This is a genomic window from Mycobacterium saskatchewanense (assembly GCF_010729105.1).
Classification (GTDB): Bacteria; Actinomycetota; Actinomycetes; order Mycobacteriales; family Mycobacteriaceae; genus Mycobacterium; species Mycobacterium saskatchewanense.
In genome coordinates this window covers 4,652,203-4,676,730 of record NZ_AP022573.1, presented here as the reverse complement: position 1 = coordinate 4,676,730, position 24,528 = coordinate 4,652,203, and the positions used below count along the sequence as shown (strand labels likewise).

The 24,528-nt window shown below is 69.3% G+C and carries 17 protein-coding genes; 4 read left to right on the top strand and 13 right to left on the bottom strand.

Features of this window, described 5'->3' with window-relative positions; all coding sequences use genetic code 11:
• Position 1: 1 nt before the first annotated feature.
• From G6N56_RS22025 to G6N56_RS22010, 4 genes are read right to left on the bottom strand one after another with little or no spacing between them, the layout of a single operon-like run.
• A complete protein-coding gene (locus G6N56_RS22025) occupies positions 2-940 on the bottom strand; it encodes a crotonase/enoyl-CoA hydratase family protein (RefSeq protein WP_085258102.1) in 939 nt (312 codons plus the stop codon).
• A gap of 6 nt (positions 941-946) precedes the next feature.
• A complete protein-coding gene (locus G6N56_RS22020; RefSeq protein ID WP_085258103.1) occupies positions 947-2,575 on the bottom strand; it encodes an acyl-CoA dehydrogenase family protein in 1,629 nt (542 codons plus the stop codon).
• A 47-nt stretch (positions 2,576-2,622) separates the two neighbouring features.
• On the bottom strand, positions 2,623-3,456 hold the full coding sequence (locus G6N56_RS22015) for an extracellular catalytic domain type 1 short-chain-length polyhydroxyalkanoate depolymerase (RefSeq protein WP_085258104.1): 834 nt from the start codon (positions 3,454-3,456) through the stop codon (positions 2,623-2,625).
• 6 nt (positions 3,457-3,462) lie between these two features.
• The gene (locus G6N56_RS22010; protein ID WP_085258161.1) at positions 3,463-4,218 is read right to left on the bottom strand and encodes a deoxyribonuclease IV; all 756 of its coding nucleotides are present in this window, start codon (positions 4,216-4,218) and stop codon (positions 3,463-3,465) included.
• Between the two features lie 70 nt (positions 4,219-4,288).
• Between G6N56_RS22010 and G6N56_RS29240 the strand changes: the two genes are divergently transcribed.
• Both G6N56_RS29240 and G6N56_RS29235 read left to right on the top strand, forming a co-directional pair.
• Positions 4,289-4,537, top strand: coding sequence for a hypothetical protein (locus G6N56_RS29240; RefSeq protein ID WP_085258105.1), 249 nt, complete (start codon positions 4,289-4,291; stop codon positions 4,535-4,537).
• 147 nt (positions 4,538-4,684) lie between these two features.
• Positions 4,685-5,104: a hypothetical protein gene (locus tag G6N56_RS29235; protein ID WP_085258106.1), complete on the top strand. Its 420-nt coding sequence runs from the start codon at positions 4,685-4,687 to the stop codon at positions 5,102-5,104.
• A gap of 181 nt (positions 5,105-5,285) precedes the next feature.
• On the opposite strand, the gene G6N56_RS22000 is transcribed toward G6N56_RS29235, so the two are convergent.
• The 4 genes from G6N56_RS22000 to G6N56_RS21985 all read right to left on the bottom strand — a co-directional run bounded on the left by G6N56_RS22000 (position 5,286) and on the right by G6N56_RS21985 (position 15,932).
• Complete coding sequence (locus G6N56_RS22000) at positions 5,286-9,236, bottom strand: DNA-directed RNA polymerase subunit beta' (protein WP_085258107.1); 3,951 nt, start codon at positions 9,234-9,236, stop codon at positions 5,286-5,288.
• 60 nt (positions 9,237-9,296) lie between these two features.
• Positions 9,297-12,824, bottom strand: coding sequence for a DNA-directed RNA polymerase subunit beta (gene rpoB, locus G6N56_RS21995; RefSeq protein ID WP_408632643.1), 3,528 nt, complete (start codon positions 12,822-12,824; stop codon positions 9,297-9,299).
• 482 nt (positions 12,825-13,306) lie between these two features.
• A complete protein-coding gene (locus G6N56_RS21990) occupies positions 13,307-14,317 on the bottom strand; it encodes an ABC transporter ATP-binding protein (protein WP_085258109.1) in 1,011 nt (336 codons plus the stop codon).
• Between the two features lie 169 nt (positions 14,318-14,486).
• On the bottom strand, positions 14,487-15,932 hold the full coding sequence (locus tag G6N56_RS21985; RefSeq protein ID WP_408632711.1) for a carotenoid oxygenase family protein: 1,446 nt from the start codon (positions 15,930-15,932) through the stop codon (positions 14,487-14,489).
• A 122-nt stretch (positions 15,933-16,054) separates the two neighbouring features.
• Between G6N56_RS21985 and G6N56_RS21980 the strand changes: the two genes are divergently transcribed.
• Entirely contained in the window at positions 16,055-16,753 is a 699-nt protein-coding gene (locus G6N56_RS21980) for a TetR/AcrR family transcriptional regulator (RefSeq protein ID WP_085258162.1), read from the top strand.
• Positions 16,754-16,804: 51 nt separating this feature from the next.
• On the opposite strand, the gene rplL is transcribed toward G6N56_RS21980, so the two are convergent.
• The 5 genes from rplL to G6N56_RS21955 form a co-directional block, all read right to left on the bottom strand.
• Complete coding sequence (gene rplL, locus G6N56_RS21975; protein WP_085258111.1) at positions 16,805-17,197, bottom strand: 50S ribosomal protein L7/L12; 393 nt, start codon at positions 17,195-17,197, stop codon at positions 16,805-16,807.
• Between the two features lie 30 nt (positions 17,198-17,227).
• The gene (gene rplJ, locus G6N56_RS21970) at positions 17,228-17,803 is read right to left on the bottom strand and encodes a 50S ribosomal protein L10 (RefSeq protein WP_085258112.1); all 576 of its coding nucleotides are present in this window, start codon (positions 17,801-17,803) and stop codon (positions 17,228-17,230) included.
• 282 nt (positions 17,804-18,085) lie between these two features.
• Complete coding sequence (locus G6N56_RS21965; protein ID WP_085258114.1) at positions 18,086-19,015, bottom strand: ROK family protein; 930 nt, start codon at positions 19,013-19,015, stop codon at positions 18,086-18,088.
• Between the two features lie 5 nt (positions 19,016-19,020).
• Complete coding sequence (locus G6N56_RS21960; RefSeq protein WP_085258115.1) at positions 19,021-19,638, bottom strand: DUF7158 domain-containing protein; 618 nt, start codon at positions 19,636-19,638, stop codon at positions 19,021-19,023.
• Positions 19,635-23,819: a glycoside hydrolase family 38 N-terminal domain-containing protein gene (locus tag G6N56_RS21955; RefSeq protein ID WP_085258116.1), complete on the bottom strand. Its 4,185-nt coding sequence runs from the start codon at positions 23,817-23,819 to the stop codon at positions 19,635-19,637. Before G6N56_RS21955 ends, G6N56_RS21960 begins: the two co-directional genes overlap by 4 nt.
• Before the next feature lie 70 nt (positions 23,820-23,889).
• Between G6N56_RS21955 and G6N56_RS21950 the strand changes: the two genes are divergently transcribed.
• A complete protein-coding gene (locus G6N56_RS21950) occupies positions 23,890-24,462 on the top strand; it encodes a DinB family protein (protein WP_085258117.1) in 573 nt (190 codons plus the stop codon).
• Positions 24,463-24,528: the final 66 nt, after the last annotated feature.

Genomic DNA, 24,528 nt, shown 5'->3' with positions numbered 1-24,528 from the left:
GCTACGCCTGCGAGGCCCGGCGGCCGTAATCGCCGAACGGCTCGTCGCGATGCTTGACCGCATCCCGGAAGCCGTGCTCGACCGCGTCGGCGACGAAGGCGTGCCCTTCGGGCGTGTGGCGGGCGACGCCATCGAACACGGTGCTGACCATCCTGCTGGTGGCGACACCCTGTTGCAGCAGGGCCGAATTCAGCGCCAGCTTGACCATGATCAGTTGGTTGACCGGCACCGCGGCGATGCGCTGCACCAGCCGCTCGGTGCGCTCGTCGAGGTCCTCCGGCGCGGGGGCCTCGACCGCCAGGCCCCACTCGGCGGCCTGCGCCCCGGTGATGCAATCGCCGGTGAACAACAGGCGCTTGGCGCGCTGGTCGCCCAGCCGGTGCGCCCACAACCCGGCCGCCGGGACTCCCCACACCCGCGTCGGCGGGTAGCCGATCTTGGCATCAGCGGCGGCGATCACCTGGTCGGCGTGCAGGGCGATGTCGGTGCCGCCGGCCACGCAATAGCCGTGGATCTTGACCACCGTGGGCTTGTCGGCGTGCATCAGGCTGGCGAAGCCGCGCACAAAGCGGCTCATCATCTGGTAGTCGATCATCGGGTCCCACGGCTGGTTCGGCAGGTGGTTGACCGCCTGCGTCTTGCCGTCGAGCACGGTGCCCTGGTATTTGCCGGTGCCGCCGGCCGACCCGGTCCCGTCGGCGTAGGCGCTCAGGTCGAAGCCCGCGCAGAAGCCCTCACCGCGGCCGGACACCAAAATGACGTGCACGTTCGGGTCGAGGTCCGCCCGCTCCACCAGCGCCGAGAGCTCCAGCGGGGTGTCGGCGATGATCGCATTGCCCTTTTCCGGCCGGTTGAAGGTGATCCGCGCGACCCGGTCGGTGACCTCATAGGTCATCGTCTTCAGGTTGTCGAAATCGACGGGCCTGATTGCGTGAGTCATTGGCGCTCAGCCCTTTACCAGAGCGCGCTCCAGGATGGGTGCCAGGTCCAGCCCGGTCGGCATGGTGCCGAACGCGCCGCCCCACTGGCGGTCGAGCCGGGTGGTGAGGAACGCCTCGGCGACGGCCGGATGGCCGTGCCGGACGAGCAGCGACCCCTGCAGGGCCAGGCAGATATCCTCGGCAACCTTGCGGGCGCGGTAGGTGACGGTGTCCAGCTCGGCCAGCTGCCGTCGCAGCCGCTCCACATGGTCGCCCAGCCGGGGGTCCTGGGTGGCGCTCTCCTGCAGTTCGTCGAACAGCACCTCGACGCATTCGGGTCGGGTTGCCATGGCGCGCAACGTGTCCAGCGCGCTGACGTTGCCCGAACCCTCCCAGATGCCCATCAGCGGCGCCTCGCGGAACAGCCGCGGCATGCCCGAGTCCTCGACATAACCGTTGCCGCCCAGGCATTCCAGCGCCTCGGCGGCGTGCGGCGTGGCGCGCTTGCACACCCAGTACTTGCTGGCCGCCAAGCCGATGCGGCGCAGCAGCGCCTCCTGGCCGTCACCGCGCAAAGCCTTGTCGGTGGCGCCGGCCATCCGCATCGCGACGATTGTGGCGGCCTCCGCCTCCACGGCCAGGTCCGCCAGGACGTTGCGCATCAGCGGCTGGTCAATGAGGTAGGCGCCGAACGCCTTTCGATGCTGGGCGTGGTGGATGGCGCGGGTCAGGCCGGTGCGCATGCTGGTGGCGCTGCCCAGGGTGCAGTCCAGCCGGGTGAGGTTGACCATCTCGATGATGGTCGGCACCCCGCGGCCCTCCTCCCCCACCAGCCAGGCGGTGGCGCCGTCGTATTCGACCTCACTGGACGCGTTAGCGTGATTGCCGAGCTTGTCCTTGAGCCGCTGCAGGAACATCCGGTTGCGGGTGCCGTCGGGGAGGATCCGCGGCAGCATGAAGCACGACAGCCCGCCGGGCGCCTGCGCGAGGACCAGGAAGATGTCGCACATCGGCGCCGAGGTGAACCATTTGTGGCCGGTCAGGCTGTAGCTGCCGTCGCCGTTCCGCGTCGCCTGGGTGGTGCCGGCGCGCACGTCGGATCCGCCCTGCTTCTCGGTCATGGACATGCCGGCGGTGATGCCGCGCTTGGTGGTGGCCAGCTTGAGTTCGGGGTCGTACTCGCGGCTGGTGAGCAAGGGCTCGTAGACCGCGGCCAATTCCGGGTTGTAGCGCAGCGCGGGGACGACGGCGTAGGTCATCGAGATCGGGCAGGTGTGGCCGGGCTCGACGTTCCAGACCGACATCTTCGCGGCCCGCACCACGTGCGCGCCCGGGCGATCGTCGGCCCACGGGGCGGCGTGGATGCCATGGGCAATCGCCGTGCGCATCAGCTCGTGGTAGGCCGGGTCGTACTCGATCTCGTCGACCCGGTGGCCGTATTTGTCGTGGGTGTGCAGGATGGGCCGGTTGCGGTCGGCCAGCTCCCCCCACCGCTGGGCTTCGTGGCCACCGGCGAGGGCGCCCACCTCGCTCACCTCGTCCAGGCCCCATTCCCCGCCCTCACGAATCAGGGCCTCGACGAGTACCGCGGACGTCGCGGGGTTGAAGTTTTCCAGCGGCGGAACCTGGTTGGTGACGACATGGGTGTCTGGCATGGCACCGATATTACATTTTCTCGACAGCTGCACAAGAGCTGTAATGATCAGCGTGGGTGCGCGTCGAAGAATCGCCACAGCGATTCCGTGGCGAACGGGGGCCACTCGTGGCCACCCCCATCGACCGTGATGAGCGCGACGGCACGGTGATCGGCGCACGCCGCCGTCGAGGTGGTCACCGGGCCGTTGGTCACCGTGGTCGGGGTGCCGCAGCGATCGACGTTGCGCCAGAACGCGTTGACGTCCTGCACCGAGGGTCCGTTGATCACGCTGATGCCCTGGCCGCCCGCGTAGGGGATGAGCCGGTCCGCGGTGCCGTGGACAGCGATGACCGACGTGGGGTGCGGGGACCGGCAGGGATCGAGTTGGGTCGCCGAGTCCGGGCCGATCGCGGCGAAGACGCCGGTGTTGCAGGCCAGCGTGTAGGACATGATGCCGCCGTTGCTGATGCCCGTGGCGTAGACCCTGGACGCGTCGATGCCGACGTTGTTGGCGATGTCGGTCACCGCTGCGGCGATGAAGGCGACGTCGTCGACGCCGTCGCGGGCCGGCCGCCCACAGCAACCGCCGCCATTGGTGTTCCAGGCCCGGTGCAGGCCGTCGGGATAGGCGACGACAAACTTTGCCCCGTCGGCCAATTCGTCCCAGCCGTAGGCCCTTTCGGCCTGCTCGGCCGTGCCGAACCCGCCGTGCAGCATCACGACGAGCGGGGCCCTCGCGGGCAGCCCGGCGGGCTTGTAGAGGCGGTAGTTGCGTTCCTGTCCCCCGGCGCGGAGCGTATGGACGCTCACGCCGGTGCCGAAGGTGGACGGCGGGGTCTTCGGGATACAGCCGGCGATCAGCAGGACGACGCCCAGCAGCAGGGTGAGGCGGCCGACCATGTCGGCTCAGCCGCTGATGTTTTCCCGCAGGAACGCGATGTCGTCCTTGCGGCCCTCGTCGGACGTCTCGCAGATCACCGGCGCGTCGGCGGCCTTGACCACCGCGGCCAGCAACTGCGGATCGATCTGCCCCGTGCCGAAGTTGGCGTGCCGGTCCGCGCCCGAGCCCGCCGCGTCGCGCGAGTCGTTGCAGTGCACCAGGTCGATGCGGCCGGTCAGGGCCTTGATCCGCTCGACCGCGTCGACCAGCTCCTCGCCCGCGGCCCACGCATGACAGGTGTCCAGACAGAAGCCGATTCCCTTGTCGCCGATGCGATCCCAGAGCCTGCCGATGGTGTCGAAGTGCCGGGCCATGGCGTGGTCCCCGCCCGCGGTGTTCTCGAGGTAGACCGGCACGTCGGTCTTGAGGTAGTCGAGCGCCTTGACCCAGCGCTCGAAGCCGGCCTCCATGTCGTTGTCGTCGGCGTGGCCGCCGTGCACGATGACCGCCGTCGCGTTGATCTCCGCGGCAGCGTCGCACGTGTCCTGCAGGATCTTGCGCGACGGGATGCGGATGCGGTTGTTCGCCGACGCGACGTTGATGAGGTAGGGCGCGTGGACGTACAGCGGGATGGCCGACGCCTTGAGCGTCTCGGCGTCCTCGCGCGGCTTCGGCTTCTTCCAGCTCTGCGGGTTGCCGAGAAAGAACTGCACCACGTCGGCGCCGTCGGCCTGGGCGGCGGCCAGGGGATCGTCGTTGCGGACGTGCGAACCGATGAGCACGTGGCCAGTGTAGTGAGCGGCGCGGGTGGGTGACTTTCGCTGCATCGCTTTCTCGGCCAAACTTCGGCCTATGCGGCCGTTGCGTGTGGATACCGCCGGTGTGCGGGCGATGGCCGCACGGTGGGCCGCGTCGGGCCGCGATCTCGACGCGGTCGCCCCTCCGGCGGGTTTCGGCGCGGCGCGGCAGGCGAGCGCCTTGCCGGACCTCTCGCAGCTGTTGGCCTGGCCCACCTCGCATCTGACGGAAGCGGCCGACCACTGGGAGACCGTCGGCGCGCGCATTATGGGGTTGCCCATCAGGTTTGGCGCGACGCGCTGACGGTCGACTGGCGGGGCTCCGGGGCCGAGGCACTGCACATGGCAACGCGCTCCGACCTGGTGGCGACCAACGCTGTCGCCGACCAGGTGCAGGCGGCCGCCAAAGTCGCGCGCAGCGGGGCCTCGGATCTATCCGCGGCGCTCGCGGGTGCGATACGCGGTGCAGGACGCCAACGCCGCCGGCTTCGATGTCGATGAAGACGGGTCGGTGTTCGACCGCTCCTCGGGCGGATCGGCGGCCCAGCGCGCCGCCCGTCGAGCACAGGCCGAGGCCCTCTCCGCCGACATCCGCCAGCGCGCAGTGCAATTGGTGTCCCTTGATCAGCAAGTCGCCGGTAAAGTTGCCGCAGCCGTGGCGGGCATTCGCGACACGTTTCCACAGAGTCCTCCGCCACCGAGGCCCCCAATCCACGGCGTTGACAACCACACCTTCAAGGAAGATCCGGCGCCTCGGCCCGATCCGGCGGGTGCCGATTACGAGCGGTTGAAGGAAGAAATTCGCGCGCACAATTCTTCGCCGCCCCCACCGAACAACGCCGGCGACCTTCGGATGCGATATCACCGGTGATAGCGCATCCGAAAAGTGAGTGGTGGTCCAGAGACGGTGCTGATGTGACCGATGGGGCGCCGGGTGCGCAAGGCCCCGCGAACGTGAAGCCGGCCGCCCGTTCGGCAAAGACAGAGCGCACGAAAAAGCCCCGGACCCAAGGGCCCGGGGCTTTCCCGTTGTGCGCCAAACAGTAGCGGGACTACCGGTAGTCGCTGTATCCGTAATCGTCCAGCGGAACCGCGGCACCGGTGGCCTGGCCGAAGTCCGGGCTGTAGTACTGATCCTCGTAGGACGGGATCGTGTACGCGGCGGCCCGGGCCTCCTCGGTCGGCTGCACCTGGATGTTGCGGTAGCGGTTGATACCGGTACCGGCCGGGATCAGCTTTCCGATGATCACGTTCTCCTTCAGACCCTGCAGCTTGTCGCTGCGGCAGTTGATGGCCGCATCGGTCAGCACTCGCGTGGTCTCCTGGAACGACGCCGCACTCAGCCACGAGTCGGTGGCGAGGCTCGCCTTCGTGATACCCATCAGGACCGGACGCCCGGCGGCGGGCTCGCCGCCCTCGGCCACCACCCGACGGTTCTCCGCCTCGAAATCCGCACGGTCGATCAGCGAGCCGGGCAGGAACTCCGTCGCACCCGAGTCGATGATGGTGACGCGGCGCAGCATCTGGCGAACGATCACCTCGATGTGCTTGTCGTGGATGGACACACCCTGTGCGCGGTAGACCTCCTGGACCTCACGGACCAGGTGGATCTGCACCTCGCGGGGGCCCTGCACGCGCAGCACCTCGTGCGGGTCGGCCGAACCCTCCATCAGCTGCTGGCCCACCTCGACGTGGTCGCCGTCGGACAGCACCCGCTCGGAACCGTCCTCGTGCTTGAACACACGCAGCCGCTGCCGCTTGGAGAGCTTGTCGTAGACGACTTCCTCGCCACCGTCGTCGGGGACGATGGTGATCTTGTAGAAGCGGTCGTCGTCCTCCAGGCGAACTCGCCCGGTGACGTCGGCGATCGGGGCCTTGCCGCGCGGGACACGGGCCTCGAACAGCTCCTGCACACGGGGCAGACCGCCGGTGATGTCCTCACCGACACCACCCTGGTGGAAGGTACGCATCGTCAGCTGCGTGCCCGGCTCACCGATGGACTGCGCCGCGACGATACCGACGGCCTCACCGATGTCGACCAGTTTTCCGGTCGCCATCGACCGTCCGTAGCAGGTCGCGCAGACACCGGTGCCGGTGGTGCAGGTCAGCACCGAGCGCACCTTGATCTGCGTGATGCCGGCCGCCAACAGGGCGTCGATCGACGGGTCGCCCAGATCCTCGCCGCGGGCGACGACGACGTTGCCGGCCTCGTCCACCGCGTCGGCACCCAAAGTCCGTGCGTACGCCGAAGTTTCGATGTACGGGTCGCGAATGAGGGTGCCGTCGGGCTGACGCTCGGCCAGCTCGACGATGATGCCGCGCTCGGTCTGGCAGTCGTGCTCGCGGACGATGACGTCCTGGCTCACGTCCACCAGACGACGGGTCAGGTAACCGGAGTCTGCGGTACGCAACGCGGTGTCCGCCAAGCCCTTTCGAGCGCCGTGGGTGTTGATGAAGTACTCCAGCACGGTCAGGCCCTCACGGAAGGACGACTTGACCGGGCGGGGGATGAACTCACCCTTGGGGTTGGTCACCAGGCCCTTCATGCCGGCCAGCGTCCGCGTCTGGGTGAAGTTACCCGTGGCACCCGAATCGACGATCGTGATGATCGGGTTGTTGCTGGGGTAGTGCTCCCGCAGCGCCTGCCCGACCTCGTCGGTGGCTTCCTTCCAGATCTCCACCAACGCTTCGTTGCGCTCGTCGTGGTTCAAAGCGCCGCGCTGGAACTGCTTTTCGACCTTTTCGGCCCGCTCCTCGTAGTGGTCGAGGATCTCCTTCTTGCGCGGCGGGACCAGCACGTCGGCCATCGACACCGTCACGCCGCTGCGGGTCGCCCAGTAGAAGCCGGCGTCCTTGAGCTTGTCGACCGTCTGCGCGACCACGATCATCGGGTAACGCTCGGCCAGGTCGTTGATGATCGCGGCCTGCACTTTCTTGTGCATCTGCTTGTTCACGAACGGGTAGCCCAGCGGCAGCAGCTCGTTGAACAGCACCCGGCCCAGCGTGGTGTCGGCCATCCAGGCGTCACCCGGCTGCCAGCCGTTGGCGCCGAACAGCTCGGCCTCGATGTCGGCCGGCGGACGCAGCTGCGTCAACCGCACCTTGATCTTGGCCCGCACCGACAGCACGCCCCGGTCCGACGCCATGATCGCCTCGGCCGGCGAGGAGTACACGCCCACCTCCGGCTGGTCCTCGGCGGCCGGCTGGTAGGCGCCCTTGTCGCCCTCGACCTCGGTGGTCAGGTAGTACAACCCGGTTACCATGTCGAGGCGCGGCATGGCCAGGGGGCGGCCGGACGCGGGCGACAGGATGTTGTTCGAGGACAGCATCAGGATGCGGGCCTCGGCCTGCGCCTCCGCCGAGAGCGGCAGGTGCACGGCCATCTGGTCGCCGTCGAAGTCGGCGTTGAACGCCTCACACACCAACGGGTGCAGCTGAATTGCCTTGCCCTCCACCAGCATCGGCTCGAAGGCCTGAATACCCAGCCGGTGCAGAGTTGGCGCGCGGTTCAGCAGCACCGGGTGCTCGGCGATGACCTCTTCGAGGACGTCCCACACCTGCGGACGCTGCCGCTCCACCATGCGCTTGGCGCTCTTGATGTTCTGCGCGTGGTTGAGATCGACCAGCCGCTTCATCACGAACGGCTTGAACAGCTCGAGCGCCATCAGCTTGGGCAGGCCGCACTGGTGCAGCTTGAGCTGCGGACCGACCACGATCACCGAACGGCCCGAGTAGTCGACGCGCTTACCGAGCAGGTTCTGGCGGAACCGGCCCTGCTTACCCTTGAGCAGATCGCTCAGCGACTTCAGCGGGCGGTTGCCCGGCCCGGTGACGGGGCGGCCGCGGCGGCCGTTGTCGAACAGCGCGTCGACGGACTCCTGCAGCATCCGCTTCTCGTTGTTGACGATGATCTCGGGGGCACCGAGGTCGATCAGCCTCTTGAGCCGGTTGTTGCGGTTGATCACCCGGCGGTACAGGTCGTTCAGGTCCGACGTGGCGAACCGGCCACCATCGAGCTGGACCATGGGACGCAGCTCCGGTGGGATCACCGGGACGGCGTCGAGCACCATGCCCATCGGGGAGTTGCCCGACTGCTGGAACGCCGCGACCACCTTCAGGCGCTTGAGCGCACGAAGCTTCTTCTGGCCCTTGCCGTTCCGGATGACGTCCCGCAGGATGTCGGCCTCGGCGTCGATGTCGAAGTTCTCGATCAGCTTCTGGATCGACTCCGCGCCCATGGCACCGGTGAAGTACTCGCCGTAGCGGTCCTGCAACTCGCGGTACAGGTTCTCGTCGACGATCAGCTGCTTGGGGGCCAGCTTGGTGAAGGTGTTCCAGATGTCCTCCAGCCGGTCCAGCTCACGCTGGGCCCGGTCGCGGAGCTGGCGCATCTCCCGCTCGCCGCCGTCGCGCACCTTGCGGCGCGCGTCGGCCTTGGCGCCCTCGGCCTCCAGCTCGGCCAGGTCGGCCTCCAGCTTCTGGGCACGGGCCTCCAGCTCGGCGTCGCGCTGGTCCTCAACACCCTTGCGCTCCACCATCATCTCGGCCTCGAGCGTCGACAGCTCGTTGTGCCGCATCTCCTCGTCGACCGACGTGATCACGTAGGCGGCGAAGTAGATGATCTTCTCGAGGTCCTTCGGGGCCAGGTCGAGCAGGTACCCCAGACGCGAGGGCACACCCTTGAAGTACCAGATGTGCGTGACGGGCGCTGCCAGCTCGATGTGGCCCATCCGCTCGCGGCGCACCTTGGCGCGGGTCACCTCGACGCCGCAGCGCTCACAGATGATGCCCTTGAAGCGGACCCGCTTGTACTTGCCGCAGTAGCACTCCCAGTCGCGAGTCGGCCCGAAGATCTTCTCGCAGAACAGGCCGTCCTTCTCCGGCTTCAGCGTGCGGTAGTTGATGGTCTCCGGCTTCTTGACCTCGCCGTAGGACCACTGCCTGATGTCCTCCGCGGTGGCCAGGCCGATACGGAGTTCATCGAAGAAGTTGACGTCTAACACGTAACTCCCTTTCCCCTTGCGGGTTTAGTGACTTGTGAAGGAAGACAGGTTGCCAACGGATCAAGCAAGATCCTCGACGGAGGCGGATTCGTTGCGGGACAGGTTGATTCCCAGGTTGGCCGCGGCGCGCTCGAGGTCCTCGTCCTCGCCTTCGCGCAGTTCGATCGCCGCGCCGTCGGACGACAGCACCTCGACGTTGAGGCACAGCGACTGAAGCTCCTTGAGCAGCACCTTGAACGACTCGGGGATGCCCGGCTCGGGAATGTTCTCGCCCTTGACAATCGCCTCGTAGACCTTGACCCGGCCGACGGTGTCGTCGGACTTGATCGTCAACAGCTCCTGCAGCGTGTACGCGGCACCGTAGGCCTGCATGGCCCAGCACTCCATCTCACCGAAGCGCTGGCCACCGAACTGCGCCTTACCACCCAGCGGCTGCTGGGTGATCATCGAGTACGGGCCGGTGGAACGGGCGTGGATCTTGTCGTCGACCAGGTGGTGCAGCTTCATGATGTACATGTAGCCAACGGTCACCGGGTACGGGAACGGCTCACCGCTGCGGCCGTCGAACAGCACCGCCTTGCCGTCGCCGTTGACCATGACCTCGCCGTCGCGGTTGGGCAGCGTGCACGACAGCATGCCCTGCAGCTCCTCCTCCTTGGCGCCGTCGAACACCGGCGTCGACACGATCTGGTTCGGTTGCGCGTGCAGCAGGTCCTCGGGGAGGTTGGCCGCCCACTCGGGTCCACCCTCGATGTTCCAGCCGGACTTGGCCACCCACCCGAGGTGGGTCTCCAGGATCTGGCCGATGTTCATCCGTCGCGGCACACCGTGCGTGTTCAGGATGATGTCCACCGGGGTCCCGTCCGGCAGGAACGGCATGTCCTCGACCGGCAGGATCTTGCCGATCACGCCCTTGTTCCCGTGCCGGCCCGCCAGCTTGTCGCCATCGGAGATCTTCCGCTTCTGGGCGACGTACACCCGGACCAGCTCGTTGACACCGGCCGGCAGCTCGTCGTCGTCCTCGCGGGAGAACACCCGGATGCCGATGACCTTTCCGGACTCGCCGTGCGGCACCTTCAGCGAGGTGTCGCGGACCTCGCGGGCCTTCTCACCGAAGATCGCCCGCAGCAGCCGCTCCTCCGGGGTCAGCTCGGTCTCACCCTTCGGGGTGACCTTGCCGACCAGGATGTCGCCGTCCCGGACCTCGGCGCCGATGCGCACGATGCCCCGCTCGTCCAGGTCCGCCAGCACCTCGTCGGAGACGTTCGGGATGTCCCGGGTGATCTCCTCGGCGCCCAGCTTGGTGTCGCGGGCGTCGATCTCGTGCTCCTCGATGTGGATCGAGGTGAGCACGTCCTCCTCGACCAGGCGGTTGGAGAGGATGATCGCGTCTTCGTAGTTGTGGCCCTCCCACGGCATGATCGCCACGAGCAGGTTCTTGCCCAGGGCCATCTCACCGTTCTCGGTGCAGGGGCCGTCGGCGATGACCTGGCCGGCCTCGACGCGCTCACCGGCGTCGACGATCGGCGACTGGTTGGCGCACGTGCCGTGGTTGGAGCGGGCGAACTTGCGCATCCGGTAGGTGTGCCGGGTGCCGTCGTCGGCCATCACGGTGATGTAGTCGGCGGACACCTCCTCGATCACCCCGGCCTTCTCGGCCACGACCACGTCGCCGGCGTCGATCGCCGCACGCAGCTCCATACCGGTGCCCACCAGCGGCGCCTCGCTGCGCACCAGCGGAACGGCCTGGCGTTGCATGTTGGCGCCCATCAGGGCACGGTTGGCGTCGTCGTGCTCGAGGAACGGGATCATCGCGGTGGCCACCGACACCATCTGGCGCGGCGACACGTCCATGTAGTCGACCTCGGACGACGGCACGTACTCGACCTCGCCCGCCTTGCGGCGGACCAGGACGCGGCTCTCGACGAAGCGGCCGTCGCCGTCGATCGGCGAGTTGGCCTGCGCCACGACGTGGCGGTCCTCCTCGTCGGCCGTCAGGTAGTGGATCTCGTCGGTGACGACCCCGTCCACAACCTTCCGGTAGGGCGTCTCGATGAAGCCGAACGGGTTGACCCGCGCGTACACCGACAGCGACCCGATCAGACCGATGTTGGGACCCTCAGGGGTCTCGATCGGGCACATCCGGCCGTAGTGCGAGGGGTGCACGTCACGGACCTCGAGGCCGGCGCGCTCACGGGACAGACCGCCCGGACCCAGCGCCGAGAGCCGGCGCTTGTGGGTGAGACCCGACAGCGGGTTGTTCTGGTCCATGAACTGCGACAGCTGGCTGGTGCCGAAGAACTCCTTGATCGCGGCGACCACCGGGCGGATGTTGATCAGCGTCTGCGGCGTGATGGCCTCGACGTCCTGGGTCGTCATCCGCTCCCGGACCACGCGCTCCATCCGCGACATGCCGACCCGGATCTGGTTCTGGATCAGCTCGCCCACGGTGCGCAGGCGGCGGTTGCCGAAGTGGTCGATGTCGTCGGTCTCCACCGGCACCTCGACGCCGCCCGGAACGGTCATCGTGGACTGTCCCTCGTGCAGGCGCACCAGGTACTCGATGGTGGCGACGACGTCTTCCTCGGTCAGCGTGGTCGTCGTGATCGCGTTTTGGGTGTTCAGGCCCAGCTTCTTGTTGACCTTGTAGCGACCCACCCGGGCCAGGTCGTAGCGCTTCTCCTTGAAGAACAGGTTCTCCAGCAGGGTCTGCGCGGACTCCTTCGTCGGCGGCTCGCCCGGGCGCAGCTTGCGGTAGATGTCCAGCAGCGCCTCGTCGGTGCCGGCGGTGTTGTCCTTCTCCAGCGTCGACATCATGATCTCGGAGAAGCCGAACCGCTCGCCGATCTGCTCGGCGGTCCAGCCGAGCGCCTTCAGCAGCACGGTGACGGGCTGGCGGCGCTTGCGGTCGATGCGCACGCCGACGGTGTCGCGCTTGTCGACGTCGAACTCGAGCCATGCGCCCCGGCTGGGGATCACCTTGACGCTGTGCAGCAGCTTCTCGGTGGACTTGTCGATGGTCTCGTCGAAGTAGACGCCAGGCGAGCGGACCAGCTGGCTGACGACCACGCGCTCGGTCCCGTTGATGATGAAGGTGCCCTTCTCGGTCATCATCGGGAAGTCGCCCATGAACACCGTCTGGCTCTTGATCTCGCCGGTGTTGTTGTTGATGAACTCGGCCGTGACGAACAGCGGGGCCGCGTACGTCATGTCCTTATCTTTGCACTCGTCGACCGGCGCCTTGACCTCGTCGAAGCGGGGGTCGGAGAACGACAGCGACATCGAGCCCGAGAAGTCCTCGATCGGCGACAGCTCGTAGAGCACCTCTTCGAGGCCGCCCACCGGAGTTGCGTCCCCGCGGGCCGCGGCCACCTCGCGCCACCGCGGCGAGCCGATCAGCCACTCGAACGAGTCGGTCTGTACGTCGAGCAGGCCCGGAACCTCGAGCGGTTCGCGGAGCTTGGCGAAGGAAACGCGGTTTGGGGCTCCCGGCACGGAGCCGTTTGAAGAACTTCGTCCGTTAGAGGAACTTCGTCCGTTAGAGGAACTTTGTGGGCGATCCGTCTTGCTCTGGCGGAAATCTGCCAAGATGCATCCTTCCAGCACCTCGTGCGACTCACGAGAACCCAAAGAGAGCCGATGCCCACCGGGCCTGTTCGCCGCGACAATTTTCTTTAGTCAGGCCGGCGAACGATCTAACCCAGGTCTCACGCGCACGACTGCATAGCTAAGCCGGAAACGGGGGCTCAGACTAAGACCACGGTGTCAAGTGGCGGGTGAGGTGGGCAGGAAGTAGCCAGCGCAACGTCCAACAATAGCGCAGGACGGCGCATTCCTCAACTACCCAGCAATATCGGTCCGGGGGACATCGGCGCTGGCTGGCATCTCGGCTTTCCCTGGACACATGCTGACCAACACATTGACCCGTTTACGCCGCGTCGTCAAGAGGACAGGGCCGCCGCGGCGCCAACTTATCGGGAAATTAGCGGACCGGGCCACTGGGAGGACGCAACGCATCGCACCCCCGGCCAGCGGCGCTCGTCGGGGGTGCGAAACGGACTCGTGCGGCGCTAGTCGCCGATCTCGTGCGCCCGGTATTGGTGGGTACCCTCGAGGTCGTCGAGGATGGCGGCCTGGGCCTTCTTGGGCAGCGTGTGCAGCATTTCGCGCACCCGGGCCTGGCGGCGGGCGACAGCCTTGCGCTCCGGCATCCCCGGCGAGGCCACGATCTGCGGCGGCACACCCTCGATCTCCTCGACACCGCCCGCGTGCTGGCCGGCGTCCACCGCCGCCTGCTCCTCGGCCATGGTGGTCTCGTCCTTCTCCTCGGACATCCCGATGGGACCGAGGCGCCGACCGTTGAGGAACTGCCGCACCACCGGCTCGTCGCTGGTCAGGAGCACCTCGCGGGGCCCGAACATGACGAGCTTGCGGCGGAACAACATGCCCATGTTGTCGGGCACGGTGCGGGCGATGTTGATGTTGTGCGTGACGATGAGGATGGTCGCGTCGATCTGGGCATTGATGTCCAGGATCAACTGGCTCAGGTAGGCGGTACGGACGGGGTCCAGCCCGGAGTCGGGCTCGTCGCAGAGGATGATCTGCGGGTCGAGCACCAGGGCGCGGGCCAGGCCGGCCCGCTTGCGCATACCGCCGGAGATCTCGCCGGGGAACTTCTTCTCGTCTCCGCCCAGGCCGACCAGCGTCAGCTTCTCCATGACGATGTCGCGGATCTCGCTTTCCTTCTTCTTGGTGTGCTCACGCAAGGGAAAGGCCGTGTTGTCAAACAGGTTCATCGAACCGAACAGCGCGCCGTCCTGGAACAGGACGCCGAACAGGGTGCGGATCTCGTAGAGCTCCTTGGCCGAGCATTCGATGATGTCGGTGCCGTCGATGACGATTGAGCCGCGCTCCGGCCGCAGGAGACCGATGAGGGACTTCAGGAAGACGGATTTGCCGGTACCCGACGGACCGAGCAGGACGCTGACCTCCCCGGCGGGGACGTCCATCGTCACGTCTTCCCAAATCCTCGAGGAGCCGAAGGACTTTGTCAGTCCCTTCACCTCGATAGCGACGCCCATGGGGAATCCTTCCGTCGACGCAACAGCCCGCCACCTGCCCTTTCGTGTGGCATGAGTCACTGTAGCGTACGTGCGGCGCGGGGCAGCAGGGTTGGACAGGACCGCTGACAAAAATTGGCTGTCCCGAGATCGCGGCGCGCCTGATCCAGTTCGCGCTATTCGACGCGCGTTAGCTCGCGGGCGCCCAGTTCCCGTGGAAGCCCATCGGAACCCGCTGGGGCAGGTGGACGGTGGCCACCGGCTCCAAGGTCTGGGCGTCCACCATCAACAGCTGGCCCTCGTCGCGGCCGCGGTGATACCCGAAACCCATCAGGACCCCGTCGTCTTCGGCACGGGCCGACGGGTTTGCCACGAAGGACATCTCGCCGATCAAAAGGTCCGGGTCGAGGGCGGCGGTCTCGCACGAGCCCGTCGAGTAGTCGTGTTTGTACAGCGACGTGGACGATTCGGAAGGCTGGTCGCCGAGGTAACCGAAGCCCACGGTGTAGCCGAAGCGGTGCTTGGCCCCCACCAGGCTCTCGTCGATCCGGGGGAATTCCTGCGGGCGGTCGTCGCGGCGTTCGGTCGTCACCGCGCCGGTCTCGAGGTTGACGGTCCAGCGGTCCAGGGTGGGCGGGCAGTCCCCCGGCCCACGCCGGTCGCGGTCGAACATCCGCGGGTAGCTCACGACGTCGAGGACGAGGATCTCCGAACCGCCCCGCGGCTCGGTGTAGGCGTTGAGCGGGTGGTAGAGGTAGCAGGGCTCGATGTCGAACCACCGCACGTCCTCGTTGTCCCCCTCCCGGGGCATGACCCCGATGCGCGCCGGATAGTGCGGGTTCCAGGCGTAGGGCATGCGGTCGGAGTGCCTGGGATTGCGGTTCATCATCGCGGTGATCGGTCCGGGTACCCGGACGCGCCCGATCAGCGACTGCATCACCAGCCGGGCCGGCAGCCCCAGCCAGCGCGGCGTCTTCACCGGCAACACCTGCGCCGGGTCGAACGTCACGGGTAAGTCGTAGATCACCACGTACTTTTCGGTGAGCGAGAAGTCGTGCATCATCGGCGATCCCGACACCTCGATGTCGACCGTGCGACGGGCCCGCCCCCGGCTGTCGATCACCGAGTACTGCACGGTGTTGCCGCGCGCGAAGGAGTAGGACACGGCGTGCAACTCGCCGCTGCGCGGGTCGCGGTGCGGGTGGGCGGTGTAGCCGCCGGGGAGCGTTCCGTCGAAGTCGCAGGTCCCGACGGTGTCGAGTTCCTCGGTGAGTTCGTAGTTGGCGACCCCGCCCTCGACCAGGGCGAGGGTGCGTCCGGCGTGGCTCAAGACGCTGGTGTTGGCGCCCGTGGCCAGGATGCCCGCCCGCGGGTCGAGCCGGCCGGGCGCCGGCTCGCCGAGCGCGGCACACACCGAGAGGCTGCGCACCCAACGATTGCGGTACCAGCGGGCCTTTCCGTCGCCGAGCGCCACGCCGTGCACCATGCCGTCGCCGCTGAACCAGTGATAGGTGGCGGGGTCGACTTCCGCGGCCGGGTTGGGCCCGTTGCGCAGGTACCTCCCGGTGAGGTGTTCGGGGATGTGCCCCGTGACGGGCAGGTCGGTCGCCGTCAGCTCGGCGCTGACCGGGGCCATGAAGCCTTCGAGGTAGGGGTTGCCGGTTTCGATCGTTTCCGTGGAAGTCACTTCTGAACTCCTATAACATCGTTATTACGGCGTTATAGGCAACCTACGCCCCGGATGGGAAAATGGCAACGATGGTTTCCGAAACGGTCCCCGGCACCGCCTCGCGGGCGCAGCGCAGCGTTCGTGAGGACTTGCTGTTCGCAGCGGTCGCCCTGCTGGACGAGAACGGCCCCGACGCGCTGCAGACCCGAAAAGTCGCCGGCGCCGCGGGTACGTCGACGATGGCGGTCTACACCCACTTCGGCGGGATGCGGGCGCTCATCGCCGAGGTCGCTGAGGAGGGCCTACGGCAATTCGACGCCGCGTTGTCGCTACAGCAGACCGCCGACCCGGTCGCCGACCTGTTCGCCGTCGGCGCCGCCTATCGCCGCTACGCGATCGAGCGCCCGCACATGTATCGGCTGATGTTCGGCAGCACCAGCGCGCACGGCATCAACGCGCCGGCACGGAACGTGCTGGCGCTGACGGTCGACGAGATCGAGCACGGCCATCGCAGCTTCGCGCACGTGGTCCGCGGGGTGCACCGCTGCATGCTGGCGGGCCGGATCTCGGCGGACTCGGCCCACGACGACGCGGCGGTGGTGGCGACAGCGGCCCAGTTCTGGGCATTGATCCATGGGTTCGTGATGCTCGAACTGGCCGGCTACTACGGCGGCGACGGTGCCGCGGTCGCGCCGGTGCTCGGGTCGATGACATCCAATCTGCTTGTCGCTCTGGGCGATTCACCGGACCGGGTGGCCCGGTCACTGCAGGAGGCACTGAGTCGCTGAACGCACGAAAGCCCCCGGAACGCGCGGTTCCGGGGGCTTTCGCGGACGGGCTTACTTGACGGTGACCGTGGCGCCGGCGGCCTCGAGCTTGCCCTTGGCCTCCTCGGCGGCCTCCTTGGCAACCTTCTCGAGCAGCGGCTTGGGCGCGCTGTCGACGAGGTCCTTGGCCTCCTTCAGGCCCAGGCCGGAGACGATCTCGCGGACGACCTTGATGACGCCGATCTTCTTGTCGCCGGCGGCCTCGAGGATGACGTCGAACTCGGACTGCTCCTCGGCGGCCTCGGCGGGCGCGCCACCGGCGGCCGGGCCGGCCGCGGCGACGGCGACCGGGGCGGCCGCGGTGACCTCGAAGGTCTCCTCGAACTTCTTGACGAAGTCGGAGAGCTCCAGCAGCGTCATTTCCTTGAACGCGTCGAGCAGTTCGTCGCTGGACAGCTTTGCCATGGTGTGGTCCTTCCTGATTTGGGGTTTGGGTTATTCGGCTTCAGCCGGTGACTCGGCGGCTGGTTCGGCGGCCGGTGCAGCGGCGCCCGGTTCCGAAGCCTTCTTTTCCTGGAGCGCGGCGGCGAGCCGGGCCATCTGTGAGGCGGGAGCGGCGAACAGGCCGGCCGCCTTGGCGAGGTTGCCCTTCATGGCGCCGGCCAGCTTGGCCAGCAGCACCTCGCGGGATTCCAGGTCGGCGATGCGCTCCACTTCGGCGATCGTCAGCGGGCGGCCGTCCATGTAGCCGCCCTTGATGACCAGCGCCTTGTGCTCCCGGGCGAAGGTCTTGATCGCCTTGGCGGCCTCGACCGGCTCGCCGGAGACGAACGCGATGGCCGTCGGGCCGGCGAAGAGATCGTCGATCCCCTCGATCCCGGCTTCCGAGGCCGCGCGCTTGATGAGCGTGTTCTTGGCCACCGAGTAGGTGGTCGATTCGCCCAGCGAGCGGCGCAGCTCGGCCAGGTTGGCCACCGTCAGACCGCGGTACTCGGTGATCAGGGTGGCGGTCGAACTCTTGAACTGTTCCGTGATGTCTGCAACGGCGGTGGCCTTGTCAGCCCTGGCCATGCACACCTCCTGAGGTGAAGTCGTGCGACGTGTCGTCTGGTGACCCCCGAAAACGACGAACGCCCCGGCGCAGGATACGGCCGGGGCGCGGAGCACGCCGGCAACCGCCGGCGCTTTGTGCCTCGTCCTCCTGCGCGGGCCGCCGGGATGCTCCCGGGCCTTCGACCGATTTCTCGGTGACCGACGGTCTTCGGTGGATCGGCAACCACAATAGCCTGGCCGGGCGCCGTCGGCCAAAACGGCGGCGGACGCCGGTCCCCCGAACGCCGGTCCCCCCGGGCGCTAGTCCCCTGCGCCGACGGCCACCAGCCGTGCCGCGCCCACCAGACCGGCCTCACCGCCGAGCTCCGCCGGCACCACCCGCAACCCGGTCAGGAAATCCAGGCCGGCGTAGTCGGCCAGCGCCGCGTGCAACGGGTCGAAGAGCAGGCGTCCGGACTTGGCGACCCCGCCGCCCACCACGACGAGGTCGAGGTCGCAGACCGCGGCCACCGAGGCGATCATGGCCGCCACGGCGGTCCCGCCGCGTCGGAAGGCGCGCAGCGCCACGGGGTCCCCGGCCGCCGCCGCGGCGGCCAGGTCCCTGGCACCGGCACCGGCCGGTGGCGACCAGCCGTTCTCCCGCGCCCAGCGCACCATCGACGGGCCGGACGCCACCGTCTCGACGCAGCCGCGACCGCCGCAGGCGCAGGGCCGGCCGTCCTGCTCGACGACCACGTGCCCCACGTGGCCGGCGTTGCCGGTGCGGCCGGCGTAGGGCATCCCGCCGAGCACCAGCCCGCCGCCCACCCCGGTGGAAACCACCATGCCGAGCATGAACCGCGCGCCCCGGCCCGCGCCGTGCCAGTGCTCCCCCAGCGCCATGCACAACCCGTCACCGCCCAGCCGCACCGGCACGCCCGGCACGGCGGTGGCGACACGGTCGCGCAGGGGGAAGCCGCTCCACGATCTGATGTTGATCGGGTTGACCGTCCCGCTGTCCAGGTGGACGGGGCCGGCCGACGCGATGCCGACGGCCGTGATGGGACCGTCAGCCCTGCCGTCGGCCGCCCGCACCGCGTCGTCGATCGTCGCGGCGACCGCGCCCCACACCTCCTCGGCACCGGCCCCCGCCGGCGTCGGGCGGACGACGGTGTGGACCAGCGCGCCGGCCGGGTCGGCCAGGGCCGCCGCGATCTTGGTGCCGCCGATGTCCAGGCAAAGGGTGAGCATGGCGATCAGTGCCGGTGGGTGTTGTCGGGCTGGCGCGGGTCGCCGGGGTGCTCGTAACCGGGCTCGAGACGGACCAGCGCTTCCCGGCGCGCGTCCAGCCACACCCGGAAGGCGTGTCGCCGGGCGGCCCCCCGGAGGTGATCGGCGATTACCGCTCTCACCTCAGCCAGTGGCGGCGCGACGGATGATGGGACGAACCAGCCGTGCCGGTCGGGGCGCGGCGCCGCGAACCGTAGCGGGTTGCGGGCGTGATAGTCGGCCACCCGGTCCTCGGCCACCCGGACGGCCGACGTGACATCGGCGAACAGCGCCCGCGCGCGGGGATCGGCGAGGGCGGCCGCCGCCACGCTGCCGATCTCCAGCCGGGCCGTCGGGTCGGGCAACAGCTCGTCCTCGCTCGGGGCGGCGCGGCCGCCGAGCCCCCGCGCGGCGACCTCGGCGGCGACCACCCGTTGGGTCACGATCAGCTGGGTGAGCCAGCGCCGCAGTTGTCGTCCCTCGCTCGTGCCGGGTGCCGGAAGCGCCGCGGAGCCGGCGCCGCCGCGCAGCCGCGCCTCGGCCGCGTCGAGTTCGTCGACGCGGACCGGCATACCGGCCACCAGGGCCACCAGGTCGGCCCTCATGTCACGGTCACCCGCACCGCCGGCGAATACACCAGGTGACCGGCGCAGCCGACCCGGACCAGTGCCCACCACTGCCCCGGCGCCAGCCACGCCGGCGGCCGCACGCTGAAGGTGAGCCCGACCGTGTGGCCGGCTGGCAGCGCCGCGCCCAGGACGCCCGGCCCGATCCACTCCCAGGTGCCCCACGGGCTGATGAGGTGGGCCTCCAGCGCCAGTTCGGCCTCCGCGCGAGAGCCGACGGTGACGGTCAGTTCGGCAGCCTCGCCCGCGGCCACGGCGATGTCGGCGGGGCCGTCGACGAGGCGGACGAGCCCACCGGGATGGTCGGCTTTCCCGGTTTTCCCGTTGACCGCGACCACGCAGACGTCCTCGACGACCTGCCTCCAGGCGGCCGGGACGCCGTCCCCGGTGAGCGCGAGCTGGGCGCGGACCGGATAGCGGCCCGGCCGGGCGCCGGCGGGTATGGACAGCGCCAGCTCGGCCTCCCGATGCTCGCCGCCGCGCAGGGCGAACGGCAGCTCGGCCGGTGTCACCGTCCAATCGTCCGGGCACACGATCGCCACCGTCCCCTCCAGCGTGGCGTCGGTGCTGTCACTGGCGGCGGTGACGCGCATCGCCACCCGACCGCCCGGCTCGCCCGTCACCAGCGTGGGGTGCAAGTGCGCGGTGGCGGGCAGCCCGCCCAGCGGCGCCGGCCCGCGGTTGTGCAGCCAGTAGCGCGCGTACAGCGGCTGGGCGACCTCGGCCTCCGGCGCGAGCTCGGCGAGATCCCCGGTCACACTGGGGAATTCGAGCCGGGACAGCAACGTGGCCACCTGAAAGCCGTGCAGGTCGAGCGAGCTCCCGCGTCCGCGGGGCCGCTCCAACAGATCGGCCAGACGCGGGTCGGCCACCCCGCCGACCTCGGACCCAATGGTCACCCGCGCCCCGAACCCCGTCGTCTCCACCAACCGCATGGCCACCGTCGCGGGGTCGACAGGCGCGGCGCTGCCCGCGGCGAGCGGGTTGCCGGCCGGTTTCAGGGCGCCCAGCTGGACGGCGCCGACGGGGTCGATGTGCAGGAGCGATCCGGACGGGGCCAGGGCGGTCCCCCGCCCGCGGGAACGGACGGCGAGGAGCGGATGGGAGAACTCCGCGCTGCGGGCCGGGATCCCGGCCCGGCGCCAATCGCCCTCGCCGCAGGCCAGCGCGTAGTCGAAATCGTGTGTCCAGTGCTGCAATTGGAAGTTCGACCCGTCGGGCGCGGTGCGGCGCGGGTCGTCGATCCAGATGCCCGACGGCCAACCGGTGCACGATCGCATCAGCGAGGAATGCAGGGTGCCCTCGAGGTCGACGGCGAATCCCGGCACGCCCCGATTGAGCACCGCGACGGTGCGCGCCTCGAACGGATCGGTCCCCGCCGGCACGCGTTGCTCGACCACGATCTCGGCGTCCCCGAGGTCGTCGGCCACCGACGCGATCGCGGCGCGCAGCCCGTCGTCGCCGATGCCGTCGATCACCAGCACCGGGAGCGCCCGGGGCGGGCGCAGGTCGGCGCCGGGCACCCAGCCGGCGGCCAGCGGCGCCGCGGCGGGCACCCAGACCCGGGCCCGGCCGGTCTCGGCCAGCTGCCGCTCGAGTTCGGCGGCGTATGCCGGATCCGATTGCGCCAGAACGGCTTCGGTGAACCCGTTGCGGCCGGGGCCGCCCAGCGCGATGCGCGCGTCCGGCAGGTTGGAGTCGACGTCCAGGTGACCGTAGCGCGGCCGGTCGGCGCCGCTGCAGGTGGCCGTGACACCGGCGCGGACCAGCGCGACCATCAGCTCACGCGCCAGCGGCCCGGACACCGCCTCGTCCGGCGCCACCACCTCGGCCACCGACACCGCGCGCACCGCGTCACCGACCCGGACCCGCGCGACCGACGACAGCGCGAACCAACCGTAGGCGGGGTTGTCCAGCGTCCACAGGTGGTCGGCGGTGTCCACGGAGCGATCGGAGGCGGAGTGCAGCAGCGCGAAACCCCGCCCGACGACGGCGTCCCCGACCTCGCTCACCGGCATGGCGCCCGGCACCGGGCACGGCCAGCGCAGCCGGACCAGGCGGTCGGCACCGGTGAACTCGTCGATGGTGGTGCGGCAGTCCAACCGCGCGACGCCGCGCCACAGGGTCAGGGTCTGCGTGTAGCGCAGCAGCCCACCGACCCGGCCCTGCACGATCAGCCGCTGACCGATCGGGCCGTCGTAGGCCCGCACGCTGGCGGGGGATTCCCCCGAGCACACCACCGGCCCGCGGGGCAGCAGGTGCCACGGGCCCTCCCCCTGCGTCGGGTGCGACGGGTACTCCTCGTAGACGGCGAGCTCGTTGCCCACCCGGCCCTCGGCGATCAGCTCGCGGCCCCGATGCTCCAGCGATGCGACCCCGCCGCCGCGCGCCGGGTCGGAGCGGACGCGGTAGTGCTCGTTCGCGATCTCGGTCCCGGGCACCGCTTTCCAACCGGCCGGCGCGCGGCCCGGGGCGAGCCGGTAGGCGCGCCAGCCCAGGGAAGGGACGTCGCCGGCCAGCCAGGTGACCGACCGCCCGTCGTGCTCGACCAGTGCGGGCACCTCGGCGCCGGCGTCGTCGAGCACCCGCACGCCGTTGCCGAGCGGCGGGTCGAACCGGGCGGTGACGACGTCGGTGCGCCCGTGCGCCAGCGGATTCCAGACGACCACGGCCCCGGCCTCGGCGTCCACGGCCCCGGACAACACCACCAGCGAGTTGTCGCGCGCCGCCCGGCCCAGCTCCCAGGCATCGCGCCAACCGGTCAGCAGATCGAGGTACACCTGGTCGGACTCCGAGCCGGTGATGGCGTCGTGGTGGGCGCCGTAGGCCAGCTGCACCCACGCCTTGGCCAGGGCGGCCTGCGGGTAGCCGGCGCCACTCATCAGCGCGGCGAACACCGCGAAGCGCTCGCCCTGTAGGACGGCGTTCTCCGCCGCGCGGTTGGCCTGCTTGGTGTCGATGTACGACACGTCCTTGCCGGTGTAGATAGGGTTCATGTCGCGGGTCTGCGGCGAGGGCGTCCGTTTGCGGTCGGCCAGCTCCGCGCGCACCGCCGCGAAGAACTCCTTCGGCAGCGCGCACACGAAGCGCGGCCAGGTGTAGCGCGAGGCCCAGTCGCGGTGGATTTCGGTCACCCACTTGTTCGGCGGCGCGTAGTCGGTGCCCACCGGCAGCAGCACGTTGCGTGTCAGCGCGACGCGCCGGAGCTCGTCGAACAGCGCGTAGGTCGCGTCCTCGGCCTCGGCCAGCGAGGTCGAGGAGTCCATCCACCAGCCGGCCGAATAGTGGGCGGGCATGTAGTGGGTGAGCAGGCCCCGGCCCGACGGCGCGATCCACTCGAACTCGCTGCTGAACTGCATGCGGTCAATCCCGGCCGAGTGGGCCGGACCCCACTGGTGGTGCGGGCCGCGCGCCCACGAGCTCGACGTCAGGCCGGCGTCGGCCGCCATCCCGGGGAACTGTGGGTCATGGCCGAACACGTCGAGCAGCCACGCCGTGGCCGGGTCGGCGCCCAGCACATGGCGCTGAAAGCCGATGCCGGCCACCAGGTTCCGGATGGTCGTCTCCGGGCTGGTGAGGTTGGTGTTGGGCTCGTTGTAGGTGCCGCCCATGATTTCGACGCGGCCCTCGGCGAGGAAGCGGCGCAGGTCGGCGCGGTCCTCGGGCCGGGTGTCCCAGTACGGCTTGAGGTAGTCCACCTCGGCGAGCACGAACTTGTAGTCGGGATCGCGCCGGGCCATCTCGAGATGGGCGTGCACGAGTTCGAAGCCATTGGTCTGCCGGGCCCGGCCCGGGGGGTCCTCGGTCCACCGGCTGGTGTAGGCGCCCTGCGTGTTCCACCAGACCGGGTCGTAGTGGAAATGGCTGATCATGAACATGGTCCAGCCGGGCTCGGCGACGGTGAACTCGAAGGCACTGCGGGCGCCCCCGGCGTGCACCGTCGCCGCCCGTCGCTCACCGGCGGTCCCGCGCCGCACCCGGACCGGCACGTCGACGACCTCGCTGCCGATCCCGGCGGCCGCCTCGCCCTCGATACCGTCCCCGTCGATGCGGACCGGCGTCGGTTCGGAGCATCCGGAGACGGCGACGCGCACCAGCTGCAGGGGCGTATCCGGCGGCCCGACGAACAGCTCCGTCGACCGGGCCGAAAGCACCTGCATGCCCGCACTTTACGGCGCGCGCAACTCAGGATCGAGCTAACATCCGACGGTGCCCGCCCTCGCCCCGCCCGTGGTCGACGAACGCAGCGCCCTGCGCGAGTTCCTGGCGTACCACCAGAGCGCGTATTACGCCGTGTCGTACGGCCTCAGCGACGAACAGGCGCGGTCCACGCCAACGGTCAGCGCGCTGTCGGTCGGCGGCCTGGTCAAGCACGCCACCGGGATGCAGCGCAGCTGGATGGCGCGGGTCGCCGCCGCGCCCGGCGCGCCACCGAAGGACCCCCGGCCCTTCGACGAGATCGCCCGGGACTTCGCGGATCAGCACTTGATGCGGCCCGACGAGACGCTCGACGGGCTGCTGCGGGCCTTGGATGCCCAGAACACGGAATCGTTGCGGCTGGTCGACACCGCGGATCTGGACGCCGCGGTGCCGGTTCCGCAGGACATCCCCTGGTTCCCCAAGAACCAGCGGGCGTGGTCGGTGCGCTGGGTGGTCCTGCACGTGATCAACGAGCTGGCCCGGCACGCCGGGCACGCCGACATCGTTCGCGAAGCCATCGACGGCGCCACGATGTACGAGTTGATCGCCGCGGTGGAGGGTTGGGAGATCGAGGGATGGGTCAAGCCGTGGAGCAAATCCTGAGCGCCTGGGGCGCCCGAGGCCGGTGAGCGGCGTCACCGGGATTGGGACTTGACACCGCCGATTTGG

Excerpts from the sequence above, each read along its gene's own strand:
- G6N56_RS22025 (WP_085258102.1), bottom strand. The coding sequence starts at position 940 with ATGACTCACGCAATCAGGCCCGTCGATTTCGACAACCTGAAGACGATG.
- G6N56_RS22020 (WP_085258103.1), bottom strand. The coding sequence starts at position 2,575 with ATGCCAGACACCCATGTCGTCACCAACCAGGTTCCGCCGCTGGAAAAC.
- G6N56_RS22015 (WP_085258104.1), bottom strand. The coding sequence starts at position 3,456 with ATGGTCGGCCGCCTCACCCTGCTGCTGGGCGTCGTCCTGCTGATCGCC.
- G6N56_RS29240 (WP_085258105.1), top strand. The coding sequence starts at position 4,289 with ATGCGGCCGTTGCGTGTGGATACCGCCGGTGTGCGGGCGATGGCCGCA.
- G6N56_RS21990 (WP_085258109.1), bottom strand. The coding sequence starts at position 14,317 with ATGGGCGTCGCTATCGAGGTGAAGGGACTGACAAAGTCCTTCGGCTCC.
- G6N56_RS21985 (WP_408632711.1), bottom strand. The coding sequence starts at position 15,932 with ATGGCCCCGGTCAGCGCCGAGCTGACGGCGACCGACCTGCCCGTCACG.
- G6N56_RS21980 (WP_085258162.1), top strand. The coding sequence starts at position 16,055 with ATGGTTTCCGAAACGGTCCCCGGCACCGCCTCGCGGGCGCAGCGCAGC.
- rplL (WP_085258111.1), bottom strand. The coding sequence starts at position 17,197 with ATGGCAAAGCTGTCCAGCGACGAACTGCTCGACGCGTTCAAGGAAATG.
- rplJ (WP_085258112.1), bottom strand. The coding sequence starts at position 17,803 with ATGGCCAGGGCTGACAAGGCCACCGCCGTTGCAGACATCACGGAACAG.
- G6N56_RS21965 (WP_085258114.1), bottom strand. The coding sequence starts at position 19,015 with ATGCTCACCCTTTGCCTGGACATCGGCGGCACCAAGATCGCGGCGGCC.
- G6N56_RS21960 (WP_085258115.1), bottom strand. The coding sequence starts at position 19,638 with ATGAGGGCCGACCTGGTGGCCCTGGTGGCCGGTATGCCGGTCCGCGTC.
- G6N56_RS21955 (WP_085258116.1), bottom strand. The coding sequence starts at position 23,819 with ATGCAGGTGCTTTCGGCCCGGTCGACGGAGCTGTTCGTCGGGCCGCCG.